Annotated in this window: 27 protein-coding genes; 10 read left to right on the top strand and 17 right to left on the bottom strand. The window is 69.1% G+C overall.

Annotated features, from left to right (window positions below; all coding sequences use genetic code 11):
* Positions 1-398: 398 nt before the first annotated feature.
* The 7 genes from I7X12_RS16645 to I7X12_RS16675 form a co-directional block, all read right to left on the bottom strand.
* Positions 399-812 carry a DUF5778 family protein gene (locus I7X12_RS16645; RefSeq protein WP_198061157.1) on the bottom strand — a complete coding sequence of 138 codons (414 nt, stop codon included), beginning with the start codon at positions 810-812 and terminating at the stop codon, positions 399-401.
* A 173-nt stretch (positions 813-985) separates the two neighbouring features.
* Positions 986-1,180 (bottom strand): cold-shock protein, encoded by a 195-nt coding sequence (locus I7X12_RS16650; RefSeq protein WP_198061158.1) that lies wholly within the window; start codon positions 1,178-1,180, stop codon positions 986-988.
* Positions 1,181-1,182: 2 nt separating this feature from the next.
* Positions 1,183-1,377 carry a cold-shock protein gene (locus tag I7X12_RS16655; protein ID WP_006883801.1) on the bottom strand — a complete coding sequence of 65 codons (195 nt, stop codon included), beginning with the start codon at positions 1,375-1,377 and terminating at the stop codon, positions 1,183-1,185.
* A 2-nt stretch (positions 1,378-1,379) separates the two neighbouring features.
* On the bottom strand, positions 1,380-1,574 hold the full coding sequence (locus tag I7X12_RS16660) for a cold-shock protein (RefSeq protein WP_006883802.1): 195 nt from the start codon (positions 1,572-1,574) through the stop codon (positions 1,380-1,382).
* Between the two features lie 68 nt (positions 1,575-1,642).
* The gene (locus I7X12_RS16665; RefSeq protein ID WP_198061159.1) at positions 1,643-4,807 is read right to left on the bottom strand and encodes an FAD-binding and (Fe-S)-binding domain-containing protein; all 3,165 of its coding nucleotides are present in this window, start codon (positions 4,805-4,807) and stop codon (positions 1,643-1,645) included.
* A 463-nt stretch (positions 4,808-5,270) separates the two neighbouring features.
* Complete coding sequence (locus I7X12_RS16670) at positions 5,271-5,930, bottom strand: RAD55 family ATPase (protein ID WP_198061160.1); 660 nt, start codon at positions 5,928-5,930, stop codon at positions 5,271-5,273.
* A 13-nt stretch (positions 5,931-5,943) separates the two neighbouring features.
* Positions 5,944-6,525 carry a HalX domain-containing protein gene (locus tag I7X12_RS16675; protein WP_198061161.1) on the bottom strand — a complete coding sequence of 194 codons (582 nt, stop codon included), beginning with the start codon at positions 6,523-6,525 and terminating at the stop codon, positions 5,944-5,946.
* Between the two features lie 223 nt (positions 6,526-6,748).
* Here I7X12_RS16675 and I7X12_RS16680 point away from each other — a divergent pair, with 223 nt between their 5' ends.
* Positions 6,749-7,324 (top strand): MBL fold metallo-hydrolase, encoded by a 576-nt coding sequence (locus I7X12_RS16680; protein WP_198061162.1) that lies wholly within the window; start codon positions 6,749-6,751, stop codon positions 7,322-7,324.
* Positions 7,325-7,447: 123 nt separating this feature from the next.
* On the opposite strand, the gene dnaJ is transcribed toward I7X12_RS16680, so the two are convergent.
* From dnaJ to I7X12_RS16700, 4 genes are all read right to left on the bottom strand, one after another.
* Entirely contained in the window at positions 7,448-8,617 is a 1,170-nt protein-coding gene (gene dnaJ / locus I7X12_RS16685; RefSeq protein ID WP_198061163.1) for a molecular chaperone DnaJ, read from the bottom strand.
* Between the two features lie 31 nt (positions 8,618-8,648).
* Entirely contained in the window at positions 8,649-9,311 is a 663-nt protein-coding gene (locus I7X12_RS16690) for a hypothetical protein (protein ID WP_198061164.1), read from the bottom strand.
* A 293-nt stretch (positions 9,312-9,604) separates the two neighbouring features.
* Positions 9,605-10,225, bottom strand: coding sequence for a cupin (locus I7X12_RS16695; RefSeq protein WP_198061165.1), 621 nt, complete (start codon positions 10,223-10,225; stop codon positions 9,605-9,607).
* A gap of 67 nt (positions 10,226-10,292) precedes the next feature.
* On the bottom strand, positions 10,293-10,892 hold the full coding sequence (locus I7X12_RS16700; RefSeq protein WP_198061166.1) for a DUF5789 family protein: 600 nt from the start codon (positions 10,890-10,892) through the stop codon (positions 10,293-10,295).
* Positions 10,893-11,018: 126 nt separating this feature from the next.
* Here I7X12_RS16700 and I7X12_RS16705 point away from each other — a divergent pair, with 126 nt between their 5' ends.
* The 3 genes from I7X12_RS16705 to I7X12_RS16715 all read left to right on the top strand — a co-directional run bounded on the left by I7X12_RS16705 (position 11,019) and on the right by I7X12_RS16715 (position 14,177).
* On the top strand, positions 11,019-12,782 hold the full coding sequence (locus I7X12_RS16705; RefSeq protein WP_198061167.1) for a Rieske (2Fe-2S) protein: 1,764 nt from the start codon (positions 11,019-11,021) through the stop codon (positions 12,780-12,782).
* 176 nt (positions 12,783-12,958) lie between these two features.
* Entirely contained in the window at positions 12,959-13,567 is a 609-nt protein-coding gene (locus I7X12_RS16710; RefSeq protein WP_198061168.1) for a GAP family protein, read from the top strand.
* Positions 13,568-13,649: 82 nt separating this feature from the next.
* Positions 13,650-14,177, top strand: coding sequence for a type IV pilin (locus tag I7X12_RS16715; protein ID WP_198061169.1), 528 nt, complete (start codon positions 13,650-13,652; stop codon positions 14,175-14,177).
* Positions 14,178-14,546: 369 nt separating this feature from the next.
* On the opposite strand, the gene I7X12_RS16720 is transcribed toward I7X12_RS16715, so the two are convergent.
* Positions 14,547-15,743 (bottom strand): threonine synthase, encoded by a 1,197-nt coding sequence (locus I7X12_RS16720; protein WP_198061170.1) that lies wholly within the window; start codon positions 15,741-15,743, stop codon positions 14,547-14,549.
* A gap of 139 nt (positions 15,744-15,882) precedes the next feature.
* Between I7X12_RS16720 and I7X12_RS16725 the strand changes: the two genes are divergently transcribed.
* Positions 15,883-17,145 (top strand): NAD(P)/FAD-dependent oxidoreductase, encoded by a 1,263-nt coding sequence (locus I7X12_RS16725; protein ID WP_198061171.1) that lies wholly within the window; start codon positions 15,883-15,885, stop codon positions 17,143-17,145.
* 21 nt (positions 17,146-17,166) lie between these two features.
* On the opposite strand, the gene I7X12_RS16730 is transcribed toward I7X12_RS16725, so the two are convergent.
* From I7X12_RS16730 to I7X12_RS16740, 3 genes are all read right to left on the bottom strand, one after another.
* The gene (locus I7X12_RS16730; protein WP_198061172.1) at positions 17,167-17,616 is read right to left on the bottom strand and encodes a CBS domain-containing protein; all 450 of its coding nucleotides are present in this window, start codon (positions 17,614-17,616) and stop codon (positions 17,167-17,169) included.
* Positions 17,617-17,775: 159 nt separating this feature from the next.
* On the bottom strand, positions 17,776-18,477 hold the full coding sequence (locus I7X12_RS16735) for a metallophosphoesterase (protein WP_198061173.1): 702 nt from the start codon (positions 18,475-18,477) through the stop codon (positions 17,776-17,778).
* 69 nt (positions 18,478-18,546) lie between these two features.
* Complete coding sequence (locus tag I7X12_RS16740; protein ID WP_394355615.1) at positions 18,547-19,161, bottom strand: GNAT family N-acetyltransferase; 615 nt, start codon at positions 19,159-19,161, stop codon at positions 18,547-18,549.
* A gap of 111 nt (positions 19,162-19,272) precedes the next feature.
* Between I7X12_RS16740 and I7X12_RS16745 the strand changes: the two genes are divergently transcribed.
* Both I7X12_RS16745 and I7X12_RS16750 read left to right on the top strand, forming a co-directional pair.
* On the top strand, positions 19,273-20,067 hold the full coding sequence (locus tag I7X12_RS16745) for a DUF7839 domain-containing protein (protein ID WP_198061174.1): 795 nt from the start codon (positions 19,273-19,275) through the stop codon (positions 20,065-20,067).
* Positions 20,067-20,219: a hypothetical protein gene (locus tag I7X12_RS16750; protein WP_198061175.1), complete on the top strand. Its 153-nt coding sequence runs from the start codon at positions 20,067-20,069 to the stop codon at positions 20,217-20,219. Before I7X12_RS16745 ends, I7X12_RS16750 begins: the two co-directional genes overlap by 1 nt.
* Before the next feature lie 51 nt (positions 20,220-20,270).
* Here the strand turns inward: I7X12_RS16750 and I7X12_RS16755 are convergent, their stop codons facing one another.
* Positions 20,271-20,498: a hypothetical protein gene (locus I7X12_RS16755; RefSeq protein WP_198061176.1), complete on the bottom strand. Its 228-nt coding sequence runs from the start codon at positions 20,496-20,498 to the stop codon at positions 20,271-20,273.
* 148 nt (positions 20,499-20,646) lie between these two features.
* Here I7X12_RS16755 and I7X12_RS16760 point away from each other — a divergent pair, with 148 nt between their 5' ends.
* The 3 genes from I7X12_RS16760 (at position 20,647) to I7X12_RS16770 (ending at position 23,298) form a co-directional block, all read left to right on the top strand.
* Positions 20,647-21,810, top strand: a complete 1,164-nt coding sequence (locus I7X12_RS16760; protein ID WP_198061177.1) for a thiolase family protein — start codon at positions 20,647-20,649, stop codon at positions 21,808-21,810.
* 292 nt (positions 21,811-22,102) lie between these two features.
* Complete coding sequence (locus I7X12_RS16765; RefSeq protein WP_198061178.1) at positions 22,103-22,807, top strand: SDR family NAD(P)-dependent oxidoreductase; 705 nt, start codon at positions 22,103-22,105, stop codon at positions 22,805-22,807.
* Positions 22,808-22,860: 53 nt separating this feature from the next.
* The gene (locus I7X12_RS16770; RefSeq protein ID WP_198061179.1) at positions 22,861-23,298 is read left to right on the top strand and encodes a DoxX family membrane protein; all 438 of its coding nucleotides are present in this window, start codon (positions 22,861-22,863) and stop codon (positions 23,296-23,298) included.
* Positions 23,299-23,359: 61 nt separating this feature from the next.
* Here the strand turns inward: I7X12_RS16770 and I7X12_RS16775 are convergent, their stop codons facing one another.
* Positions 23,360-24,007: a DUF6517 family protein gene (locus I7X12_RS16775; RefSeq protein WP_198061180.1), complete on the bottom strand. Its 648-nt coding sequence runs from the start codon at positions 24,005-24,007 to the stop codon at positions 23,360-23,362.
* Positions 24,008-24,052 lie beyond the last annotated feature (45 nt).

Here is a 24,052-nt window from a genome sequence, read left to right on the forward strand (position 1 = left end):
GAACGGTCGCAGTCTCGCAGGCCCCGACGACGACACACTCACCCGATCGTGGTCCGCCTTTATCGGCACGGTCGTCCGTACCACCTGCGTGTCGAAAGCTGGTACTGAGACGTAGGGTCTCGATCGGTACCGGCGACCACCGAGCCAAAATCTGGCTGTTTCCGTCGATCGCACGCGGACATCGCACGGTCGACGCGCCGTTCGGCGGGGACTACCGTCGACCCCCGTCCCCCCACCGACCTCGGTCGTCGTTCGGTTTCGGGTACCGTTCGGTTTCGGGTACCGTTCGGTTTCGGGTACCGTTCGGTTTCGGGTACCGTTCGGTTTCGGGTACCGTTCGGTTTCGGGCACCGTTCGGTTTCGGGTACCGTTCGGTTTCGGGTACCGTTCGGTTTCGGTCAGGACTCCGGTTCGACGCCGACGGCGTCGTAGTCGGCCTCGCGGAGGGCTTCGACCAGCCCCTCTTGATCGACGTCGGCCTCGTAGTAGAACACCACGTCGAAAGTGCCCTCGCGGAGCAGCTGCTGGCACTCCCAGACGAACTCGTCGTCGTCGAGGGTGAGTCCCTGGTGCTGGTTGACGCCGAACTCGCCGTCGTCGTTGCCCGAATAGACGTACGTGTCGGTCGGCTCGATGCCGGCGTACTCGGCGATGTAGTTGCCGATCTCCAGGGTCGACTCGTGGAGCGTCGGTTCCTGGTCGCCCGACAGGTCGGTGTGGACGATCACGCCGACGAGCTCGATCTCGCCGGGTTCGAGGAGTGCCTGGGCGCGCTGGTAGAGGTCGGTGTCGACGGCGTCTGCGTCACTCATTGTCGCCACTCCGACGCGCTGGCTCTTGTGTCCCACGGTCTCGAGCCGGGAAACGCCCGGCGATCGCGACCGCTCGCCGAAGGTATTCGGGTCGGAAGCGGCGCGGGTTCGGTGGCGAGAGCGGCCGCTCACCGGTGAGACGGACCGTGGTGGGAACCCACCAGGAGCCGCAGTTACAGGCGCTCGAGGTTCGTCGCGCGCGGGCCTTTGTCGGCCTGCTCGATGTCGAACTCGACTTCCTGTCCCTCTTCGAGGTCCGGACCGCCCACGTCCTCCATGTGGAAGAAGACGTCCTCGTCGGCGTCTTCCGTGTCGATGAAGCCGTAGCCGCCGGTGTCGTTGAAGAAGTCGACCTTGCCGGTCGCCATCGTTACAGACGCTCCAGGTTGGTCGCTCGGGGACCCTTGTCCGCTTGCTCGATATCGAACTCGACTTCCTGACCCTCTTCGAGGTCGGGGCCGCCGACGTCTTCCATGTGGAAGAAGACGTCTTCGTCCGCGTCGTCGGTGTCGATGAAGCCGTAGCCGCCGGTGTCGTTGAAGAAGTCGACTTTCCCGGTCGCCATTGTTACAGACGCTCCAGGTTCTCGGCGCGCGGGCCTTTGTCTGCCTGAACGATGTCGAACTCGACTTCCTGCCCCTCCTCGAGGTCAGGACCGCCGATGTCCTCCATGTGGAAGAACACGTCCTCGTCGGCGTCGTCAGTGTCGATGAAACCGTAACCGCCAGTGTCGTTGAAGAAGTCAACCGTACCGGTCGCCATTGCAGTTACCCAGACGAGATGAGCCTATTAAAGTCTGGCGGGTCCTTCGAAAAGTGTGCTACCACACGTCACGTTTCGAGCGCGACCGCCTCGGCGAGCCGCTCGACGGGGTGTGGCGGCGAGTCGCCCGCTTCGTGGTCGTCGAGTTGCGACCGGCAGGAGGCGCCGGGGGCGACGACTTCGTCCCCGGGACTGTCGTCGACCTGGTCGTAGAGGATCGACGCGATAGCCTTGCTCATCGAGTAGTGTTCGGCCTCGTAGCCGAAGCTGCCGGCCATGCCGCAACAGCCCGAATCCAGGGCGTCCACCTCGTAGCCCGCGCGTCGGAGGGCGCCGACGGCGTGGTGGTCCTTCTTGATGGCTTTCTGGTGGCAGTGGCCGTGGTAGGTGAGCGACTCGGCGGGGGCGTCGAAGTCGATCGACTCGTCGAGGCGGAAGCGGTCGACGTACTCGCAGACGCCGTAGGCGTTGGCCGCGACCGTCTCGACGGCCGCGCCCGAGAGCAGATCCAGGTAGTCGTGCTGGAACATCACCGCGTCTGACGGTTCGACGACGACCAGATCCCAGCCGTCGGCGATCCGCGGGGCGAGTTCGTCGACGTTGCGGTCGGCGCGCTCGCGGGCGGTGTCGAGAAAGCCCTTCGAGTGGGCGGCGCGGCCGCTGGCGGCCACGTCGTCGGGGACGTCGACGTGGACGCCGGCCGCTTCGAGGACGCGAACGGCCGCCTTCCCCGCTTCGGGGTGGCTGTAGTTGGTGTACGTGTCGGGGAAGACCAGCGCCTTGCGCTCGGCGTCGGCCTCGGGGACGCCCGCGTCGCGGCCGGCGAACCAGTCGACGAACGACTCGCGTTCGAACGTCGGGAGCGTCCGCTCGCGGGCGATCCCCAGCACGCGCTCGGCGACGAGACCGCTCCCGGGGAGCTTCTGCAGCCAGTTCGAGACGGGCGCGGTGGCGGACCCCAGCGCGCTCAGCCGGTCGACGTTGGCGAAGACGCGCTCGCGGAGGCTCGTGCCGTGCTCTTCGTGGTGGGCGTGTTCGACCTCCGCCTTGAGCTTCGCCATGTCGACCTCGCTCGGGCAGTCTTTCGCACAGCCCTTGCAGCCGATACACAGGTCCATCACCTCGCTGACGAACTCGTCGTCGGTCGGGTCCTCGGGGAGGTCGCCGCTCATGGCTTGACGAAGCATGTTCGCCCGGCCTCGCGTGGCGGTCACCTCCTCGTCGGCCGCGCGGTAGGTCGGGCACATCACGCCGCCGGTGGTGTCCTGGCTGCCGCGACAGCCGCCGCAGCCGTGGCAGAGCTCGACCATGCCCTGCATGCCGTTGTCGTTGTCCCAGTTGAGGTCGGGCTCGAAGCCAGCATCGAAGCCGTAGTCGGGGTCGAACCGCAGGTCCTCGGTCATGTCGACGGTCCGGGCGCGGTCGGGCGCCTCGCCAGCCGCCACGTCGGCCGCGTCGACGCCGACGACCTGCCCAGGGTTCAGGAGCCAGTCGGGGTCGAAGGTGGCCTTGATGTCGCGGAACAGGTCCCACACCTCCTCGCCGTAGAGTTTCCGGTTCCACTGGGTCCGGGCGCGGCCGTCGCCGTGCTCGCCAGAGACCGACCCGTCGTACTCGACGACGAGGTCGGTCACCGCGTCGGCGATGGACTCCATCGCGGCCACGCCGTCGACGCTCTTCGTGTCGATCAGCGGCCGGATGTGCAGACAGCCCGGCCCCGCGTGGGCGTAGAAACTCGCGTAGGTGTCGTGGTCCTCCAGGACCGCCTGGAAGTCGGCGACGAACTCCGCGAGGTTCGCCGGCGGGACGGCGGTGTCCTCGATGAAACTGCCGTGTTTCGCGTCGGTCGTCCGCGAGAGCAGGATCGGCAGGCCGCTCTTGCGCAGTTTCCAGAAGCGAGCGCGGTCGGCTTCGTCGTGGGCCTCGCGGGCCGCGAACGCCCGAATCGGCGCGTCGGTCACGTCGGCTGCCCCCTCGGTCGGGCCGGTCTCGGTGGTCGCCGCGCCGACCAGGGCGTCGCCGAGCCGCTCGGCGTCCACCGTGTCGCCCACTCGGTCGGCGATCAGGTCGGCGACCCGCTGGCGCCCCTCCTCGTCGGTCTCGGCGTAGAACTCCACGAGCAGGACCGAGCCCGTGCCCTCGGGGAGCACCGAGTCGACCAGGTCGCCGAACTCCTCGGTGTCCGCGGCCAGATCCAGCAACACGTCGTCGAGCACTTCGACGGCGGCGGGGTCGTGTTCGAGGATCGGCTGGACGTCCTCCAGCGCGTCGAGCAGGTCGTCGTAGGTGAGCAGCGCCAATCCCTTCGTCTCGGGGACCGGCTCTAGCGAGACGGTCGCCTCGGTGACGATCGCGAGGGTGCCCTCGCTGCCGGCGAGCAGACGGGCGACGTTGACGGTCGCCGGAGGTCCCTCGGGAGCATCGGCGCCCTCTGCGTCCAGTGCTTCGCGGGCCTCGGCGACGAACGTGTCGAGGTTGTAGCCCGAGACGTTGCGCTTCAGCTCGGGAAACGCCGCTTCGACGGCGTCGATCTCCTCGTCGACGACCCTGGCGAGGACGGTATAGATGCGAGCTTCGAGGTCTCCGTCGGGGTCCGCGCGCTCGCGGAGTTCGTCCAGTGTCACCGCGCCGAAGCGAGTGACGGTCCCGTCGGCGAGGACGACTTCACATTCCTCGACGTAGGCGTCGGTCTTGCCGTACTGCAGCGAGTGGGCGCCCGTGGAGTTGTTACCGATGGCACCGCCGAGTGCGGACTTGTCTCCCCAGGCGGGGTCGGGCGCGAACTTCAGGCCGTGGGCGGCCAGCTCGGCGTTCAGCTCGCCGAGGATGGCGCCCGGCTCGGCGCGAGCCGACCGCCCGTCGGGGTCGACCGCGAGAACCCCGTCCATGTGGCGAGTGAAATCGAGGACGACGGCCTCGTTGACGCTCTGGCCCGCGAGTGACGTGCCGCCGCCCCGGGGGAGTACCGGGATGGCCCGCTCGGCGCAGTAGGAGACGACGGCTGCCACGTCGGCGGTCGACTCCGGGTAGACGACGCCGACGGGCGTCACTTCGTAGATGCTCGCGTCCGTCGCGTACAGCTGCCGCGAGTAGTCGTCGAACCGCACCTCGCCCGCGACCCTGTCGTCTAAGTCCGCGACCAGTCCCGGTCGTGCCACCGCGTCGGCCGCGTAGTCGTAGTCCGCTCGTGGGTCGCCCGCCGGGTCGGACTCCGACCGGTCGCTCGTTCCCATGCTCCATGGCTACGCGACTCGGTGGATTAAACCCCAGCCATCGCTAGCGGGGGCGGTTCGGTCGACGGGAGAGTGGCGGCCGGAGGCCGCCGCCCGTCGCGATGTCAAAAAGCTACCCGTAGCCGAGTAGCCGTTCCGATGACAGCACCACGGTAGTGGGCCAGTGGTGGTGGTGGCTGCAGTGGCTGGCAGTGGCTAGTTCGCGTGCGATACTCGTCGGCTCGGGGTCGTCCCCCGACGGCTCGAACGTGCTCGGCCGGACGCTGTTTCACTCCGACCGTTGCATTTCCACATCTGGCGCTTTCGGACATAAGTCTTGTCTACAATGAAGTGGTGTGGTCCTAATATCGATTATCCGTACACGAATTCTCGGAACGATCGATCGCGACTGGTTCGCGAAGGGAGCCGAACGGCGGAGTTCGAACGGGAGCGCCGCCACCGTGGTGGCGGGTGCGAGAACCGATCAGAACTCCTGCCAGTCGGTGGGCTGGCCGGCGAGGCCGAGGACGCGAGCCTCGCGGCGGCCGTCTTCCTCGCGGATCTCGATCATGCCGTCGAAGGCCTGTTTGATGACCTGCAGGGTCTGGTCGTCGTGGGCCGAGGAGTCGATGGTGAACAGGCCGAGGTAGCCGGCGGAGTCGAACCGCGAGGAGAGGACGTGGCAGAACTTGAAGACGGTCTTGCGGTCCGTGTAGGTGAGCATCGTCGACAGCGAGGTGAGCGCGAAGCGCCCGTTGTCGGCGCCGTTGTTGTGGAGGTACTCGAGGCACTCGGTGATCCCGATACCGATGCCGGTGAGATCGCCGGGCGAGGAGACGTGGTAGACGTAGCTGCCGGCGGCGGTGGCCTCGCCGCGGCGGCTGCCGTCGCCGCGGCAGTCGACGACGCTGATCCTCGATTCGTCCGCTCGGGGCGCGCGATCGAGGAAGTCTTCGAGGACGTTCTCGGCGCGGTCGCCCGTGGTGACGACGAGCGAGCCCTGGTCGCGCTCGGCACCGTCGGCCAGCACCGACAGCGCCAGGTCCTCTTTGCCGCTCATGGCGGGGCCGGAGACGAGGATGTTCGACCCCGGGCGGACCGACTCCAACGCCTCGAAGTCGAGCACGTCGGTCAGATCGTACATCGTCTCGGAATCACTACTCCTCGACATCGCTCAGTCCCCGCAGGGTCGCGATGAAGTCTTCGTCGTCGTCGATACCACCCAACGTGTCCGACAGGTCCTCCTGCAGTTCGTCCACCCGTTCGCGGAGTCCGAGATACTCCTCGTTGTCGGCGAGTTCGGCGCTGCTCTTGGTCGCTTCGAGCGTCGCCTGTTTCTCGACCAGCGAGTAGTACTCCTGTAGCATGTCGTCGTAAGCCGACCGTTCCAGCAGGTTCTCGACCGTCTCGTGGAGCTGCTGGCTCCGGATCGGCTTGCAGAGATACGCGTCGAACCCCATCTCCAGGATGTCGAAGTCGGGCTCGACCGCCGTCACCATCGCCACCCTGCAGTCGAGCTCACGCTCTCGGATCCGCGCTAACACCTCGTCACCGGAGAGCCCCGGCATCATCCGGTCGAGGAGGACCACGTCGACCTCGTCGTCGAGTTCGGCCAGTCCCTCGTCGCCGCTCCCGGCCATCCGGACCGCGTAGTCGTCGGCGAGCCAGAGGTTGTACGTCTCCGCGACGTCGGGCTCGTCCTCGACGATGAGCACGACTGGCGTTTCCGATCCTGTCATCTGCTCTCTACGGCGTCGTTATCGTTCATCACACATAGCCCTGTGGGTCCGAGTCGTTCGCGTGATAGCGCCACGTGACGGGTTTTCCTCCGTCTCGCCGACCTCGCGGAACCCCCGATGGTCGCCCCGACCGCGGCGGTCGTGGCACGGAGCCCCGACCCCGGTCGCGCCGGGCCAGTCGCGAACCGGTACCCTCACCGCTCCGGCGCGAGTATCGACGGCCGTGATCGAAAACGTCGCCCGCGGCCAGCAGGTCTTCACCAGCAACGCCTTCCTCGTCACCGGCGAGCGCACCGTCCTCGTCGACGCCGGCAGCGAGTTCGACGCCGCCGCCGAAGTCCGCGACCGCGACACTGCCCTCGACGCCGTCGTCCTCACCCACACCCATCCCGACCACGTCGGCAACACTGGTGCCCTCGTCGAGGCGTTCGACTGCGACGTGTGGGGCTTCGACCCCGACCACGAACTCGTCGACCACGCCATCGCCGACGGCGACTCCGTCCAGATAGGCGACCACAGCTACGAGGCGTTGCACACCCCCGGTCACAAGGACGACCACCTCTGTCTCTACGCCGCCGGCCCCGAGGTCCTGTTCGCGGGTGACCTCGTGTTCGCCAACGGGAGCTTCGGCCGGACGGACCTCCCCGAGGGCGACCGCGGAGTCCTGATCGACAACATCGAGTACCTCCGCGACGCCGTCTCGCCGGAACTGGCCGAGATGCACACCGGCCACGGCCCCAGCGTCACAGAGGACCCCTACGACCACGTCGAGGCTGCGCTCCGGGCCGCGAAGTTCTGAGACGGCGGCGGGGTCCGAGGTCTCGTGACCGAACGCCTCCAGTACGGCAAATAGCGGTGCGGCGGTCCGGGCCGTCGTGCGTGTCCTCACGAGACCCGGACCGGGCGGGACGGCTCCCCGTCGTCAGAACGAGTCTTTGATCTTCTCGAAGAAGCCCTGGCCGACGTCGACCTCCTCGCCGCCGGCCTCGGCGAAAGCCTCGAGGGCTTCGCGCTGTTCGGCGTTGAGGTCGTCGGGCGTGACGACCTGGACCTGGACGTACAGGTCGCCGTCACCGCGCCGTCGGAGGCGGGGCATGCCCTTGCCGGAGAGCCGGAACGTCTCGCCGCTCTGGGTGCCGGCGGGCACGTCGAGTTCGACGGCGCCGTCGACGGTCGACACCTCGACGGTGTCGCCGAAGACAGCCTGCGGGAAGGAGATGGGCTCCTGGTGGTGCAGGTCGGCGCCCTCGCGGTCGAAGTCCGGATGCTCCCGCACCGAGACCTCGATCAGCAGGTCGCCTTTGGGGCCGCCGCGCTCCCCGGGGGCGCCTTCACGCTCCATGCGGAGGGTCTGGCCGTCCTCGATACCGGCGGGGATCTCGACGGAGAGGCTGGCGTCCTCGCGGACGACGCCGTCGCCGCGACAGGTCGAACAGGTCTCCTCGTAGACGGTGCCCTCGCCCTCGCAGCGCCGGCAGGTCTGGCGTTGCTGGACTCGGCCCATCGGCGTCTGCTGGGTGGTCGTGGTCTGGCCGCGCCCGTTGCACTCGGGACACTGCCGGGAGTCGGTATCGGGTGGGTGGCCCTGGCCGTTGCAGTCGGGACAGCTGTCCGGGCGGGTGACGTTCAGTTCCTTCTCGACGCCGTGGTAGGCGTCTTCGAGGTCGATCTCGAGGGTCGTTCGGAGGTCCCGGCCTTGTCGAGGCCTGTTCGAGTCGCCGCGGCCGCCGCCCCCACCGAAGAACGTCTCGAAGATGTCGGACATGTCGCCGAAGGGCCCTTGGCCGCCGCCACCGCCCATGCCCCCCATACCGCCCATCCCCCCCACGCCGCCGGCACCGCCGTTGTCGGTGGCGCCGTGTTTGTCTGCCTCGACGTAGCGGTCGTGGCCGAGCTGGTCGTACATCTGCCGTTGTTCCTCGTCGGTGAGGACCTCCTTGGCTTTCTTGACCTGCTTGAACTTCTCCTCGGCGTCGTCCTCGTCGCTCACGTCGGGGTGATACTCCCGGGCTTTCTCCCGGTAGGCCTCCTGGATATCCTCCTCGCTGGCGTCTCGGGAAACCCCCAGCACCTCGTAGAAGTCCTCGCTCATCGCTTGTGCCGGTGTAGTCGATTGAGGTACTTCAATAGAACGGGTCTCGACTCGCGGCGGTCTCGACCGGAGTGTCGTCGGTCTCGGGCGGCATCGAGGCCGTCTCGGACGGCGTCGAGGCTGGCTCGATCGCTACTTCGTAGTCCCGGTCGTCGCCGGGGTAGTCGAACGCGAAGGACATCGACCCCTCGTCGTAGAACACGTCGTAGCGGACGGAGTTCGAGGCCGTCTCGCCGGGCGGGACCGTCACGTCGACCCGCTTCGGGAGGCCGCTGTGACGGAAGCCCGCGAGGAAGCGCCCCTCGCGGTCGCCGTCGTTGGTAGCGGTCACGCCGAGTTCGATCGAGCCGTCAGCGGGGATGGGCTCGGGGATCGACACGCTCGATAGCGAGAGGTCGGGCGCCGAGGCCAGCTCCGTCACGTCCGACCCCGACAGCGGGTAACGACGACCGTCCACCGCGAGCGCGGCGCTCTCGGTCTCGACGGTCGGCACGTCGAATCGGAGAGCGCCCTCTCGTCGCTCGTCCGTGTACACCGACGATACGCCGGGCGTCCGGTTGTGTATCCCCTCGACGGATCGCGCCGGCTCGAACCGCCGGTCCACGAGTTCGAGCGCGAACGCCTCGGGCGGTCGACCGAGTTCGCCGGCCGGCAGGGAGACGAACGCGAACTGGGAACGGGTCGGCTCGGTCACGCCGATGCCGTCCACGTTCACGATGTGACGGTACGACGCCCGGAGGACCGTCGGGACCGTCGGGAGCGACTCGGTGGCGGTAGACTCCGCCGTCGCTGTGGAAGTGGCCGTCTCGCTCGTTGCAGGCGGAGTATCTCGGCCCGGAGAGTCCGTTTCGGGCGAATCGGGTCCGCCGGCACAGCCGGCGAAGCCGGTCGCGAGCGGCAGGGCGGCGAGGAACTGGCGGCGACGTATGCCGAAGCGTCCCGCGCCCTATAGTAAGTGTCTTCTGTCCGGAACGAACCCGTTCGGACTCAGTCTCGATACGGCGGCTCGTCGAATGCCGCGCTGCAGCCGTCGCAGACGGCGACGATACCCCCGTCGTCCAGCGTCAGCGTCAGCGCGTCGCTCCCGCAGTCGGGACACGGTGCCGGGACGCGCTCGGTGTCGCAGCCCGGACAGACGAACGCGAGTTCGTCCCCGCTGGCGTCGAGCGCGAAATCGGCCTCGCCGCAGCCGAGACAGCGAACGGGCACGCGAACGTCGGCTGTTTCGCGGGGCGCACCGACGGCGAGTGCGACCAGATCCGATTCGCCGCGGTTGTACCCCGACTGGTACTCCTCGGGGGCGAACCGGACCGCCTCGGCCGCCTCGACGGTGATCTCGCGGGCGGTCTGAAGAGCGCCAGCGTCGTCGGGGTCGTCAGGGTCGCGACCGGGGAGCGTCTCGAAGGTCGCGGTTCCGTCGAGGACGACGAAGACCTCCTCTTGGTCGACGTGAGCGTGGAGGCCGCTCGGGAACCCCTCACCCGGGGGGACTCGGTAGCGGTTGATCGACACGCCGTCGGTGCCCAGCGGGCCGGAGAGCCCGCGGCGGTCGGTACCCGCCGCCGATACGTCGGTCGGCTCGTCGTCGTCGAACGCGACGCGTTCCATGTCGGCCAGTCAGGTTCGACCGAGAAATTTCTGTGGGCGGATGCCCCGATGGCCGGTGAACTCCGTCCTACACCCCGAGCCACTCGTCGTTGCGGACTTCGTAGTCGTTCGACCGGCAGAAGTCGGCGGCGCGGCGGCGCACGTCACGTGACCCCGGAAGTGTCTCCCGCTCGCGGATCCGTTCGACGAGCCAGTCGGCGATCACTTCGACGCCCTCGTCGTCGTCGTCGGCGTCGATCGCTTTCAGCTCCCGGAGCGTCCGCTCGTAGGCCTCGTACTGCGAACTCCCGAACTCGGCGGACTGGTGGTCGTCGGCCGCCTCGACTACCCGTTTCATCGCCGCGGCGACGGTCGGTCGCTGGACCCGTGCGCGGACCGCTTCGGGGCCTTCGTAGGTGTCGGTCTCCGTCCGCGGAACCAGTTCGGCGACGTCGTGGGTCCCTTCCGCGGAGTCGATCGCTCGGTCGCCGACCGCCTCGACGACGTCGGCTCCGGTCGCGGGGAAGGTCACCGACGCCAGCTCCGCGTCGAGCTCGTCGAGCTCGCTGTCGTCGAGCGGTGGCTCGGTCTCCTCCCATCGCTCCAGCTCCTCTATGATCTCACGCCGCCGCTGTCGGTTCTCCCGGTCGCGCGCCTGTTTGTCTCGTCCCTCCTTTCTGTCTGGCATCCCCGCGAAGTTGGTCCGTCGCCGACCTAACGGTGGACCCGGCACTCGCCGGTAGCGTCGTGACAATCCCGGTTCAAAAATCGAGTTCAGCGAACCCCTTTACCGACGGCGACCGATCGTTGTGCCATGGCAACGGAGCCCACAGACGGGCCGGACGGCTACGAAGAGGCCGCGGACGTCGAGACACTGCGGGAAGACGGCCGCGCGGTGACGACGGTCGGCGGCCACAGCGTCGCGCTCTTTCACCACGAGGGCGAGGTGTACGGGGTCGACAACCGCTGTCCGCATATGGGCTTCCCGCTCGCGAAGGGGAGCGTCGAGGACGGCCTGCTGACCTGTCACTGGCACCACGCGCGGTTCGAACTCTCCTGTGGGGACACCTTCGACATCTGGGCCGACGACGTGCAGACGTTCCCGACGGCGGTCCGCGACGGCATCGTCTACGTCGACCCCGATCCGGAGACGGACGTGGCGCCGGAGGTCCACTGGCGCAACCGTCTGGTCGACGGTCTCTCGGAGAACCTCTCGCTCGTGCTCGCCAAGAGCGCGATCCACCTCGACCACCACGACGAGGGCTTTTCGACGCCGCTGGAGACGGCGGTCGACTTCGGGACGACGTACCGGGTCGACGGCTGGGGTCGGGGCCTGACGACGCTGGGCGCGATGGCGAACCTCTACGACGAGGTCGACCACGACGAGAAACGACGGGCGATGTTCCTCGGTCTCCGCGAGGTGGCGAGCAACTGCGCGGGCGAGCCACCCAGATTCGACCAGTACGCGCTGAGCAACGAGGACCTCGGCAAGGACCGACTCAAGTCGTGGTTCCGCGAGACCTGCGAGGTGCGGGACTCGGACGGTGCCGAGCGCTGCCTGCGGGCGGCGACGGCGACCCTGCCGCCCGAGGATCTGGCGGAGATCCTCGTCGCCGCCGCGACCGACCACCTCTACATGAACAGCAGCCACACGGTCGACTTCGTCAACAAGGCCTTCGAGACGCTGGACCACGTCGGCTGGGACCGGGCGCCGGACGTGCTCGCCGCGACGGTCGACACGATCACCGGCGGCTCCCGGGCCGAGGAGAGCAGTTCCTGGCGCCAGCCGGTCGACGTGGCGCAGCTCTGTTTCGACGCTGACGACGACGTCCCCGACCTCGCCGCAGCGGGCGACGGGAAGACCTGGGACCGCCCCGACGACTTCGTCGACCGACTGCTGGGCGACGACGCCCGCGCCATCGACGAGGCGCTCCGGGAGGCGGTCGCCGCGGGCGCGACGACCGAGCAACTCGCTCACGCCGTCGCCGTCGCGGCGCTCCGGCGGGTCGCGGGGTTCGCCACCAGCAACGAGTTCGGCGACTGGAACACGGTCCATCACACCTTCTCCTTCGCCAACGCGAGCGAACGGCTGGCGAGTCGTACCGACGCCGACGACCTGTACCGTGCCTGCTGGCAGGGCGCGATGTCGGTCTACCTCGACCGCTTCCTCAACCAGCCCGCCGCGCCGCTACCCGAAGTCGGCGCCGGTGAGGACGAGGAGCCCGCCGAGCTGCGCGAGCGGCTGCTCTCGACGTTCGACGAGCAGGGCCGCGTCGACGAGGCCGGGCGGATCGTCTCCCGGCACTTCGACGCCGGCGGCGATCCCGACGCCCTGAAGCGGACGATGGCCGAGGGACTCCTCCGAGAGGACGCGGGCTTTCACACCCTCCAGAACGTCGAGGGCGGGTTCGCGCAGTTCGCGGCCGCCGAGAGCGATAGCGAGCGTCGGTTGGCGTTGATCGCGCCCGCCAGGTACATGGCCGCGCACTTCCCGACCCGACGGGAGAACGAGCAGACGTTCGCCATCGCCGAGCGACTGTATCGAGGCGAGGCGATCCACGAGGCCGCGGACGACTGACGCGGCCGGTCGACTCGCTCCCCGCCGCCGGCGCCGACCGCCGCTGGCCTTGAGAGCGCCTGCAATACGCTGATTCGGTTCGCGGTCGCAGTCGTGTGCGTGCGTTCACACGTCTCGGGCCGAACGCGGCGACCCGCGGCCGGGGCCGTGATAGCCGGGCGGCGGGAGGTCGGGCGATGAGCTTCCTCACGATACTGCCGCTCGCGATCGTGATGGTCGCCGGTCCGCAGATCCTCTCGGCGATCTTCCTGGCGACGAGTCGGGATTGGCGGCGCAACTCCGCGCTGTTCGTCTCCGGGGCGGCGCTCTCTATCTCGACGGTGGTCGCGCTGGCGTACTTCCTCGGCATCGGGTCGCGAAGGGCCGGCGACGACTCGAACGGACTCCTCTCGACGGTGGTGCTCGTCCTGATCCTCGCGGCGATGATCTCGACGTTCCTCGGGCGCGAGGAGTCCGAGCCGCCGAAGTGGATGGGGAAACTGGAGCGGGCCACGCCGCGATTCTCCTTCCGACTCGGATTCCTGCTGCTCGGCGTGTTCCCGACCGACATCATCACGTCGGTCGCTGTCGGGTCGTACCTCGCTTCGAACGACCTCCCGCTGGTCGACGCCGCGCCGTTCGTCGCGCTGACCCTGCTGTTGCTCGCGCTGCCCTCGCTCGGTGTCCTCCTGCTCGGTGACCGCGCGGAGACGGCCCTGCCGCGGATCCGCGACTGGATGAACGACAACGCCTGGCTCGTCAACGAGGTCGTCCTCGCCTTCTTCTTCGTGTTGACGGTCACGTGAGCGCCGCTCCACCGAGGAGTCAGTTCGGTCGCCAGCCGCGGGACCCCGACACCTAACTACCAGGCGCGAGTTGCGTCGGGTAATGACGAGAGGGTCGTCCCGGCTGGTCGGCGACGAGCGCGGCGGGGTCGAGCGATGGGTCGTCTGGCTGGTCGCGCTCGCCGTCGTTGGCGGGCTCGTCGGCTCGGTGGTCTACCTCGACGACGAACTCCGCCGGGACAGCCCCGGCGCCGACTTCTCCGTGTCGTTCGATTCGCAGACGGGAACGATGACCGTCGAACACGCCGGCGGCGACCCGATCGTCGACCGGACGACCGAACGGCTCTCCCTCGTCGTCCTCGACGGCTCGACCGGGACGACCGAGGAGGTCGTCTGGGTGAGCGATGCACCCGGCGCGACCAAGCGCGGGGTGGGGTATCCGGTCCGGCCCGGCGACTCGCTGACGATCGACGACCCGCGCGTCGACAGCGACGGCGACGGGAGCTACCTCGACGCCGAGCGCAGCGTGGGGGTCTACCTGGAGTCCGGCGATTCGGTGCGGGTCGTCTGGACCGGGTCGATGCGCGGGACGACCCAGACCGTGACGCTCGCCAACGCGACGCTGGCGTGATTCGGTTGCGTTCTCCGAGTGGACGAACGTGCGAGAGACAACGACTGATGAAAGCCCTCGACCCGCTCGCGGTCGCTGCGCGCCATATCCGCGCTCTCCGCACCGCCCGCGCGAATAGGGGTCGCGCAGACGACTGAACTGCACGCGAGCAGGGCGGTCGGCGGAGCCGACCGCCGCAAGCCGTGGCGGCTTCGCCGCCACGCGCGCCTCGCCCGTTCAGTCCACCAGGCGACCCGCACAGCGCCATACCACACACCTCCCCAGCCGATTCGCTCACTGTGTTCGCTCATCCCTCGCGCGGCTACGGTCGCGCGCACGAGAGCGCGCGACAGCGCGCGCCGTCCGGACGTTTCACCGTTCTCGACCGCTTCAGACCCCTTTCCGCATCAGGTGGCTGCGGAGCACGTCGTTCTCCTTGGACCCCGCGACGGGGTTGACGAGCACGACGACGTCGTCGCCCCCGAGGTGGCCGCCGTCGGCCAGTTCCTGGGCCGCCGCGGCGCCGACGCCGCCGGTGGCGCTGACCTCGATGCCTTCCTCGTTCAGCTGAACTGCGGCTTCGAGCGCGTCGTCGTCGCTGGCGCCGACGGCCCAGCCGCCGGTGTCCCGGACGGCGTCGAGCGCGAGCGCGCCGCCGGCCGGGTCGGGGACCTCCAGCGAACCGATCAGCGTATCGGGCCGCTCCCAGAGTTCGGTGTCGTCCGCCCCCTCGTCGTCGGCAGCGACGACGGGCGCACAGTGTTCGGGCTGGCCGACGTGGAGCGCGGGCGACTCCTCGACGAGGCCCGCCGCCTGCAGTTGCTCGGCGGCGAGGTGGCTGCCGACGACGCCGAGGCCGTGGCCGGTCGGGTGGACGACGGCGTCGGGGACCGCCCAGTCGAGCTGCTCGACGACCTCGAACAACAGCGTCTTGGCACCTTCGTGGCGGTAGGGAGTGTCGAAGGGCGCCAGCGAGTGCCAGTCGGCGTCGTCGTCGTCGGCCATCGCGGACTCGAAGGCGTCGACGGCGTCGGGGTAGCGCCCCTCGACGACGCTCATGTCGCCGCCGTGGACGTTGGTCATCGCCTTGGCGACGAACGTCGAGCGCGTCGGAACGAACGCCTCCGAGTCGAGGCCGGTGCGGGCGGCGTAGGCGGCGGCGCTCTGGCCGGCGTCGCCCGTCGTCGGGAGCGCGACCTCCTCGGCGCCGTGGTCGCGCGCGGCGGTCACGGCGAGGGCGGTCCCCCGGTCGGCGGTCGTGCCGGTCGGGTTCGCACCCTCGTCTTTGAGGTAGACGGCCCCGACGCCCAGCTCGTCGGCGAACTCGGGTGCGGCGACCAGCGGTGTCGTCCCCTCGTCGAGCGTCGCGAGGGCGTCGCCGGGGAACGGGAGCAGGTCGGCGAAACGGGCGATCCCGTCGAAGCGCTCGTCGGCGAGCGACTCGCGGGTCACGTCGACGGTTGCGTGGTCGTAGCTCGCGCGGAGGACGCCCTCGCAGTCCGGGCACCGGCGCGGGGCGGTCGCGGGGTCGTGGGTCGCCGCGCAGTCGACGCAGACGAGGCCGTCGAGCGACGTGGTCGTATCCATATCGGGCTCGCAGGCTCGGACCGACTAAGCACTGTTCGTTCGTGGCTGGGGGAGCGGCGAACGCGTTCGCCTCGTGGGGCGGCGCCCGACGGCGACCGGAGACAGGGGGCGTTTAGTGGGTCGGGCCGAAGGGGAGGGTATGAGTGAGGTCGTCATCGTCGGCGGAGGACTGGCTGGCCTGGTCGCCGCGCGGCGCCTGGCCCGGGACGGCGCGGACGTGACGCTGTTCGAACGCCGCGACGAGCTGGGTGGGCGCGTTCGTTCGCGCGAGGTCGATGGGTTCACGCTCGACCGCGGGTTCCAGGTGATGTTCACCGCCTATCCCGCCGTCCGCGAGGAACTCGACCTCGACGCGCTGGACCTTCGCACCTTCGCCCCCGGTGCGACCATCGCCCGCCCGGACCACCGTTCGACGCTCGCCGACCCGTTTCGGGCCCCGCTCTCCGCCATCGAATCGGCACTCAACCCCGACGTGACCCTGATGGACAAGCTCCGCGTCCTCCAGCTCCGCCGCGAACTCGGCAACGCCGACCCCGACGCCCTCCTCGACGGGCCGACCGAGAGCATCCGCGAGTACCTCGACAGGAAGGGGTTCTCCGAGAAGTTCGTCGAGAACTTCGCCGCGCCGTTCTACGGTGGTATCACGCTCGACCGCTCGCTGTCGACCGACGCGGGGATCTTCCGCTACACCTTCTCGATGCTCTCGCGGGGCGCCACCGCCGTCCCCGCCGACGGTATGGGTGCTATCTCCGACCAGCTCGCCGTCCGCGCCCGCGACGCTGGTGTGTCCATCGAGACCGGAACCGAGGTCACCGCCGTCGACGGTGGCGCGGGCGAGGCGACCGTCGAAGCCGGGTCGGAGACGGTCGACGCCGACGCCGCGGTCGTCGCGACCGACCCCAAGCGCGCCCGAGAACTGACCGGTGTCGAGTCGATCCCGACCGACGCGCGCGGCTGTGTCACCCAGTACTTCCGGACCCGCGAACATCGGTCGCTCGATACCGGCCACCGACTCGTCCTCAACGCGGTCGACAGCTGTCCGAACACGATCGCTCCGCTGTCGACCGTCGCGCCGGAGTACGCGCCCGACGGCCACGCACTGCTCTCGGCGACGACGCTCGGCGTCCCCGACCGCTCCGACGAGGAACTCGCGACCGCCGTCCGCGACGCCCTGGTCACCTGGTACCCCGAACACCGATTCGACGAGCTCGAACTTCTCGCCACCGACCGGATCGAGTTCGCCCAGTTCGACCAGCCGCCGGGCTTCCGCGACGGTCTCCCCGCCGTCGACGCGCCCGAGGGAGCAGTCTGCCTCGCCGGCGACTACACGCAGTGGTCGTCGATCCAGGGCGCCCTGGAGAGCGGTCAGGTCGCGGCCGAGGCCGTCTCGGACACGGTCTGAGTCGCCGACGGCCGACTCGGCTCAGTCGCCAGCGGTCACGCCGGTCGTACCGGACCCGTCGAAGCGCAGTGGGTCGTCGGTCCAGTCCACGTCGGTGTTCTGCCGCGAGCAGTACGGCGCCAGCGACGACGCCGAGACCAGTCCGCGGAACACGCCGTCGTCGACGACAGGCAGGTGTTTCACGCCGACGGTCCGCATCCGCTCGGCGGCCTCGTACACAGACGTCCCCGGAGTGATCGTCGTCACCGGCGCGGACATGATCGCCCGAACCGGCGGTCGCTCGTCGGTCTCGGCGACCATCGCGACGATGTCGCCCTCGGTGACGACGCCGAGGACCGCCTCCGCGTCGAGCACGACCAGCGCCGACGCGTCGGGCGCCCGCAGCTGCTCGGCCGCCTCGGTCACGGGCGTCTCGGGCGTGATCGTCCGCGCGCTCGGAGTCGTTACGGTCTCGATAGTCGTCTCGATCATCTGTGGTCATTGCTACCAACCTACAGTACTTAATCGTCATGGACATACATTCTAGACAGCCTAGTATTGTTCGTAGATTTTCGTTATAAACGCCAGTGAAATGCCTCTTCGATCAGTCAGGCTTTGTGAAACTGGACGTCGATACGCTCGCCGGTCCCGTCACAGCATTCGCGAGAACTGACCGAGCGGCGGAAACGTGAGCGTCTCCTCGCTCTCTTCGTCGAAGACGACCGGTCGGTACTGCGAGACGCCGGTGACGACGGGCGACAGTTCCGGCCGCGCCGTCCCGACGCGGCCGTTGACCGAGACGCCTTCGACGAGGCGGTTGAACGACGGGAGCACGAGCACGTCCGAGCGGCGATAGGCGCCGTCGCCGACGAGAAAGCAGGGGCGTTTCTGGCCCTCGATCTCGATGGCCGGGTGGTCGTGGCCGACGACGTAGGCGTCGGCCGCGGCGTCGGGCTCCTCGTGGCCGTGGGTCACCACGACAGTCTCCTCGCCGTCCGTGTCGAGTTCGTACTCGTCGTGGAGTTCCCCCGAATAGGCCGCGCCGAGCATCGTGTCGTGGTTACCCTCCACGACGACGAGGCGCGCGCCCGCCTCCCGGACCGCCCGGACCACGCCCGACAGCGCCTCGTCGGCCGAATCGGGCACGTAGTCGAACGAGTGGAACACGTCGCCGGCGAGGACGACTTCGTCGGGCTCGAAGCGGTCGAGCAACCCCGCCAGGCGCTCGACGCAGTCCTCGCCGGCGCCGATCGGGAACTCGACGGTCGAGGCCTCGACCTTCCCGAAGTGGGTGTCCGCGAGGACGAGCGTGCCGTCGATGTACGCCGCCCGGTCGCGATACTCGGGGTCCATCGCCCGACTCTCGGTACCCGGTCGGCAAATGCCTGACGCACCGCCGGGACGGTCGACCGCGTTCGCCCCCTACTCGTCGTCCGCCGTCGTCGCCCGGTACTCGGCGGCGGTAACGGTGAACCGATGTACGTCGGCGACCGAGCCGTCCACGTTCACCTCGAAGTTCCGCAGGAGACCCTCGCGGCGGCCGCCGTGGGCTTCGACGTACCGTGAGACGGCTTTTCGGGACTTCTCGTTACCGTCGTGGACGGTCACGACCACCGTTTCGAGGTCGAGCCGGTCGAAAGCCACCTCCATGAACGCGGCCGCGCGCTCGCCGGAGTAGCCGCGGCCCCAGAACGGCTTTCGGAGCCACGCGCCGAACGTCGCGGTCTTCGCGTCCCAGTCGACGGCGAGACCGGTGAGGCCCGCGAACTCGCCCGCGCCGTCCTCACCCGGTTTCGGGCGGATCACGTAGGTCGCGCCCTCCCCGCCCTGGCGTTCGTCGGTGACCAGTTCGAGGAACTCCGCGCTCTCTCTCGGCGTCTCGTGCGGGTCCCAGGTGACGTATTCGGTGATCTCGTCGATATGGGGCGCGCCCTCGCGGACGTGTTCGTACAGTGCGAGCGGGTCGACGGTCTCCGTCGTCGCCGCTTCGAGGACCAGCCGCTCGGTCTCGACGCGCTCGGGGAACAGGTCGGACACACTTCGACGCGGGCGGGCCAGCAAAAAAGCGCTTTCCCGGGGATGACACGGCGTCGCAGGGGCCGACCCACGGCGGGGAGATTTATACCGGCGGGGTCCCCAGACGGGAGTATGGTCGACGTCCTCGCGAACAAGCGCGCGGCGACGCGGTTTCGCGTCCTCGTGGAGATCGCCGAGCGCCAGCCGGCGGTCAGCCAGGGCGAGATCGCCGAGGCCGTCGGCGTGACCAGCCAGGCCGTCAGCGAGTACATCCGCGACCTCGTCGAGGACGGCCTCGTCGAGAAACAGGGCCGCTCGCGCTACCGCGTCACCACCGAGGGCGTCGACTGGACGCTCCAGGCCGCCGCGGACGTGCGCCGCTTCGCCGAGCACGTCACCGACGACGTGCTGGGTTCAGTTCAGGAGGACGCCGCCGTCGCCACCGACGCCATCGAGGAGGGCGACACGGTCTCGCTGTCGATGCGCGAGGGGCTCCAGCACGCGACGCCGCTCGATCCCGACGGCGGAGCGGCCCAGACCGAAGCTGCCACCGGCGTCGCCACGACCGACGCCGCCGCGGGCGCGGTCGTCGGTGTCACCGGCTTCGAAGGGGTCATCGATCTGGACCCCGGTGAGGTCCGGGTTCTCCAGGTGCCGTCGATCCGCTCGGGCCGCCCCGACGACGACCGACTCGACGACCTGGCCGACGCCTGCGACGGTGCCGATCTGGTCGTCGCCTCGGGGGTCGAGGCCGTCGGCGCGCTGCGTTCCGTCGACGTGGATCCGGCGACGTACTTCGCCGCCGGCGAAGTTGCCGCCGACGCCGCCTCTCGCGGTCTCTCGGTCGTCGTCGTGGCCATGGCCGACGGGGTCGGCCGGGTGACCGACGCCCTCCGCGACACCGGCGTCTCCTACGAGGTGCGATGATGACCGACGAACTGGACACAGCAGTCGAGGACTTTCTCGACAAGACCGACGCAGCGCTCTCCGAATACGACGACGGCTACGCCGACGCCGACGCGACGCTCCGCGTCGTTCGCAGCCACCTCGCCGACCTGCGCGAGGCCGCCGAGGAGTGAACCGCTCCCGAACGCTTCCCGTCGAACCGTCGATGTGCTCGACCGTTCGGCTTAGGTTCCGCCGTTCTGTGCGATGAAGAACAGGACCAGAACGACGACGATGGCGAGCATCAGCAGTCCGCCGCCGCTGCTCTCCTCCGCCTCGTCGTACTCGTTCCGGGTCTGGTTGACGTAACTCGCCGAACAGCCGAGCTCGGCGGCGATTTCGGCGTCGGACTGCGAACTGTCCCGTCGATGCTCCGAGATGATGTCCTCCTGTAGGTCGCTCCAGTCACTCATGTTCACACGGCCACGCTGGGTGGCAACGAGCGAATACGTCTCTCGTACCCACACTTAGTTCCTGCCATCGGTGACCCGGTGCGCCTCCACGGTGTTCGAGGACTTGCGGGGGCAACACCGATAACGGAGCCACGCGAACGATTCGCACATGACAGACGTAGTGATAGTCGACGGTTCGCGGACCGCTCACGGCGCGATGCTCGGCTCGCTCTCGGACGTGCGCGCGCCGGAGTTGGGCGCGACGGTGCTAGAGGACCTGATCGACCGCTCGGGCGTCGAACCCGAGGATCTGGACTGGGTCGGCCTCGGCAACGCCGTCCAGGCGGGCGTCGGGCAGGTGCCCGCGCGGCAGGCGGTCACCCGAGCGGAACTTCCCGAGGAGACGCCGGCGACGACCGTCAACGAGGCGTCGGGGTCGGGGTTACGGGCGATCACGCTGGCGGTGGATCGCATCGCTGCCGGTCGGGCCGACATCGCCGTCGGTGGCGGCATGGAGTCGATGTCGAACGCTCCGTACCTCCTCAGAGAGCTTCGTGAGGGGCGCCGGCACGGCGACACCGAACTCGTCGACTCGATGATCTACGACGCGCTGTGGGACGTGGGTTACGACGCCCACATGGGCGAGCTCACCGAGCGACTGGCCGAAGCGCACGATATCGGCCGGGAGGAGCAGGACCGCTACGCCCAGCGGAGCAACCGTCACGCCGCCGATTCGGTCGCGGAGGGCCGCTTCGACGAGGAGGTCGTCCCAGTCGAGGTCGGTGACCGTCTCGTCACGACCGACGAGGGGCCTCGAGCCGACACGTCGTTGGACCGGCTGGCCCAGCTCCCGGCGGCCTTTCGGGAGGGCGGTACCATCACGCCGGGCAACGCCTCGAAGCTCGCCGACGGGGCCGGCGGTGTCGTCCTCGCGAGTGCGGAGGCGGCCCGCGAGCACGGTCTGGGTCCGATGGTCCACGTCGAGGACTACGCGGTCGCCTACCGCGACCCCGCGGAGTTCTCGCAGGCCGTGGGCGACGCCATCGAGAAGCTGCTGGGGCGGAACGACCTGGCCGTCGACGACGTGGACCACTACGAGGTCAACGAGGCCTTCGCCGCCCAGACGGTCTACGTGCGCGATAGGTTGGGGATCCCGGAGGAGCGGCTGAACCCGCTCGGCGGTGCGGTGGCGCTGGGCCACCCCATCGGCGCCAGCGGCGGGATCCTGACGACGACGATCGCCCACGCGATGGTCCGGGAGGACCACGACTACGGGGTGGTGGGGATGAGCGTCGGCGGCGGCGGGGCAGTGATGGCGTTGCTGTCGAGGTAGCGGTTCGACCGCCGGCGTCGTCGCGAGTGAGCGTCGGCGGCGGCGGGGCAGTGATGGCGTTGCTGTCGCGGTAGCGGTTCGACCGCCGGCGTCGTCGCGAGTGAGCGTCGGCGGCGGCGGGGCAGTGATGGCGTTGCTGTCGCGGTAGCGGTTCGACCGCCGGCGTCGTCGCGAGTGAGCGTCGGCGGCGGCGGGGCAGTGATGGCGTTGCTGTCGCGGTAGCGTGGTGGTGTCGCGGTAGCGGTTCACCGCCGGCGGAATCTCTTTGTCGCCGACGGCTGTCGGTTCGACCATGACACTGACAGCGGTGATCGCCGGTGTCGGTCCCGGCCTCGGTGAATCGCTCGCGCGCAAGTTCGCCGCCGAAGGCTGTCGAGTCGCGCTGTTGGCGCGGTCTGGGGAGTATATCGACGGTCTCGCCGATGACCTGCCCGGTCCAGGGGGACTCGCCGTCCCGACCGACCTCGCAGAACCCCACGAGATCCGGGCGGCGTTCGAGACGGTCCGTGCGGAACTCGGGCCCGTCGACGTGCTGGTCAACCACGCCAGCGCGGGCTCGTGGTCGGGACTGCTCGACGCGTCGGTCGAGGACGTCGACCGGGCGTGGGCGGTCAACGGCCGCGGGGCGTTCGTCGCCTCGCAGGAGGCGGCCGAAGACATGGTCGACGGCGACGGTGGGACCATCGTCTTCACGGGTGCCACGTCGGCGCTCCGGGGGCGCGACGGCGCGATCGGTTTCTCCGCGGCGAAGTTCGCCGCCCGTGGGATGGCCGAGAGCATGGCGCGGGAACTCGGGCCCGAGGGCGTCCACGTCGCCCACGTCGTGATCGACGGGCAGATCCTGCCACCCGGGGCGAGCGAGGGCGACACCGACCGCGACGCGGAGTCGTACCTCGACCCCGACGAGATCGCCGAGAACTACTGGCACCTCGTCGAACAGGACCGCTCGGCGTGGACGCTGGAGCTGGATCTACGGCCCCACGTCGAGGCGTTCTGACCCTCTCGCCGGACCCGGTGTCGTTTTGAGCGCGACTCCCTAACCACGGGTCGATGGACATCCGCAGGCGCCTCGTCGACGCCGAAACGGTCGACCGACTCGTCGACCGCACGCCAGCGCCGCTGTCGGTCGCCCGGGTCGGGCTCGGTGCGATGGTGTTGCTCGCCGGCGTCCACAAGCTGTTCGCGCCGGGCGTCTGGGCGACGTACGTCACCGACTGGCTGGCACCGTGGCTGGTCGTCTCGCCGGTCGCGTTCATGCTGATCAACGGCGTCCTCGAGGTGGGGTTCGGTGCGGCGATCGTCGCCGACCGGGCGACCGCGGTCGCAGCCGGCGTCGCCGCCGTCTCGTTGTCGGGGACGACCGCCTACCTCGCCGTCGCTGCGGTCGTCGAGGGGGGCTTCTTCGTCGACGTGTTCGTCCGCGACGTGGGCCTGTCGGCGCTGGCGTGGGCCGTACTCGTCGACGCGCTCCGGCGGTCCCGTCGATGAGCGGGCTGCGTCGCGACCGAGCGGCGAATCCGAACTGCGCAGAACGAGCGGCCGCAGTCGGTCAGTCCTCGCCGTCGTGTTCGAGGCCCTCGGTGAGCGCGACGACGTTCTCGGTCTCGCCGTCGAGCCGTTGCGGGTGGACCCCGACGGCGACGACGTAGTCGCCTTCGTGCTGGAACTTCGTGGCGTGGACGTACACGTCGACCTCTGTGCCCGAGAGCGCCGCCGTTCCCTCGAACTGCTGGAGGGTGCGCTGGCTGCCTAGCGTCTGCACGCTCCGGTTCTGGACGCGATCGCCGACGCGCAGCCCCTCGTACTGAGACTCGAACTGTGCGAGGACTTCCTGGGTAGACATGTCAGCGATGGGATTGAACGTCTGGCCGACGACGTCCACTTCCGGGCTGGCGAAGGTGACGAACACCGCCGCTCGCTGGGAGCCCAGCGGGCCGAGGTCCACGGCGCGCTCGTATCTGGCTTGCTGGTTGGTCACTTCGACCTGTCGGGTCTGGCCGGCGGCGCTGAAGTTGCGCGTGACCGTCGAGTTCTCGACGGCGAGCTCCTCGTAGCCCGTCTCCGAGATGGCATCGTCGCTCGCCGTCGCCGGCGACGCGCCGAACGCCAGCGCGCTCTGCCCGGTGATGAACCCACAGCCCGCCGTCGCCGTCACGAGGACGACCGCCAGTGCCGCGAGCAGCTGCCGTGTGTGCATACTCCGACGTTTCGTCAGACCACGGGTAAGTGTGGTGATCCCTCG

It is taken from the genome of Halosimplex litoreum (assembly GCF_016065055.1).
Lineage (GTDB): Archaea > Halobacteriota > Halobacteria > Halobacteriales > Haloarculaceae > Halosimplex > Halosimplex litoreum.

Excerpts from the sequence above, each read along its gene's own strand:
- I7X12_RS16645 (WP_198061157.1), bottom strand. The coding sequence starts at position 812 with ATGAGTGACGCAGACGCCGTCGACACCGACCTCTACCAGCGCGCCCAG.
- I7X12_RS16650 (WP_198061158.1), bottom strand. The coding sequence starts at position 1,180 with ATGGCGACCGGCAAGGTCGACTTCTTCAACGACACCGGCGGCTACGGC.
- I7X12_RS16655 (WP_006883801.1), bottom strand. The coding sequence starts at position 1,377 with ATGGCGACCGGGAAAGTCGACTTCTTCAACGACACCGGCGGCTACGGC.
- I7X12_RS16660 (WP_006883802.1), bottom strand. The coding sequence starts at position 1,574 with ATGGCGACCGGTACGGTTGACTTCTTCAACGACACTGGCGGTTACGGT.
- I7X12_RS16665 (WP_198061159.1), bottom strand. The coding sequence starts at position 4,807 with ATGGGAACGAGCGACCGGTCGGAGTCCGACCCGGCGGGCGACCCACGA.
- I7X12_RS16670 (WP_198061160.1), bottom strand. The coding sequence starts at position 5,930 with ATGTACGATCTGACCGACGTGCTCGACTTCGAGGCGTTGGAGTCGGTC.
- I7X12_RS16675 (WP_198061161.1), bottom strand. The coding sequence starts at position 6,525 with ATGACAGGATCGGAAACGCCAGTCGTGCTCATCGTCGAGGACGAGCCC.
- dnaJ (WP_198061163.1), bottom strand. The coding sequence starts at position 8,617 with ATGAGCGAGGACTTCTACGAGGTGCTGGGGGTTTCCCGAGACGCCAGC.
- I7X12_RS16695 (WP_198061165.1), bottom strand. The coding sequence starts at position 10,225 with ATGGAACGCGTCGCGTTCGACGACGACGAGCCGACCGACGTATCGGCG.
- I7X12_RS16700 (WP_198061166.1), bottom strand. The coding sequence starts at position 10,892 with ATGCCAGACAGAAAGGAGGGACGAGACAAACAGGCGCGCGACCGGGAG.
- I7X12_RS16705 (WP_198061167.1), top strand. The coding sequence starts at position 11,019 with ATGGCAACGGAGCCCACAGACGGGCCGGACGGCTACGAAGAGGCCGCG.
- I7X12_RS16710 (WP_198061168.1), top strand. The coding sequence starts at position 12,959 with ATGAGCTTCCTCACGATACTGCCGCTCGCGATCGTGATGGTCGCCGGT.
- I7X12_RS16715 (WP_198061169.1), top strand. The coding sequence starts at position 13,650 with ATGACGAGAGGGTCGTCCCGGCTGGTCGGCGACGAGCGCGGCGGGGTC.
- I7X12_RS16720 (WP_198061170.1), bottom strand. The coding sequence starts at position 15,743 with ATGGATACGACCACGTCGCTCGACGGCCTCGTCTGCGTCGACTGCGCG.
- I7X12_RS16725 (WP_198061171.1), top strand. The coding sequence starts at position 15,883 with ATGAGTGAGGTCGTCATCGTCGGCGGAGGACTGGCTGGCCTGGTCGCC.
- I7X12_RS16730 (WP_198061172.1), bottom strand. The coding sequence starts at position 17,616 with ATGATCGAGACGACTATCGAGACCGTAACGACTCCGAGCGCGCGGACG.
- I7X12_RS16735 (WP_198061173.1), bottom strand. The coding sequence starts at position 18,477 with ATGGACCCCGAGTATCGCGACCGGGCGGCGTACATCGACGGCACGCTC.
- I7X12_RS16745 (WP_198061174.1), top strand. The coding sequence starts at position 19,273 with ATGGTCGACGTCCTCGCGAACAAGCGCGCGGCGACGCGGTTTCGCGTC.
- I7X12_RS16750 (WP_198061175.1), top strand. The coding sequence starts at position 20,067 with ATGACCGACGAACTGGACACAGCAGTCGAGGACTTTCTCGACAAGACC.
- I7X12_RS16755 (WP_198061176.1), bottom strand. The coding sequence starts at position 20,498 with ATGAGTGACTGGAGCGACCTACAGGAGGACATCATCTCGGAGCATCGA.
- I7X12_RS16760 (WP_198061177.1), top strand. The coding sequence starts at position 20,647 with ATGACAGACGTAGTGATAGTCGACGGTTCGCGGACCGCTCACGGCGCG.
- I7X12_RS16765 (WP_198061178.1), top strand. The coding sequence starts at position 22,103 with ATGACACTGACAGCGGTGATCGCCGGTGTCGGTCCCGGCCTCGGTGAA.
- I7X12_RS16770 (WP_198061179.1), top strand. The coding sequence starts at position 22,861 with ATGGACATCCGCAGGCGCCTCGTCGACGCCGAAACGGTCGACCGACTC.
- I7X12_RS16775 (WP_198061180.1), bottom strand. The coding sequence starts at position 24,007 with ATGCACACACGGCAGCTGCTCGCGGCACTGGCGGTCGTCCTCGTGACG.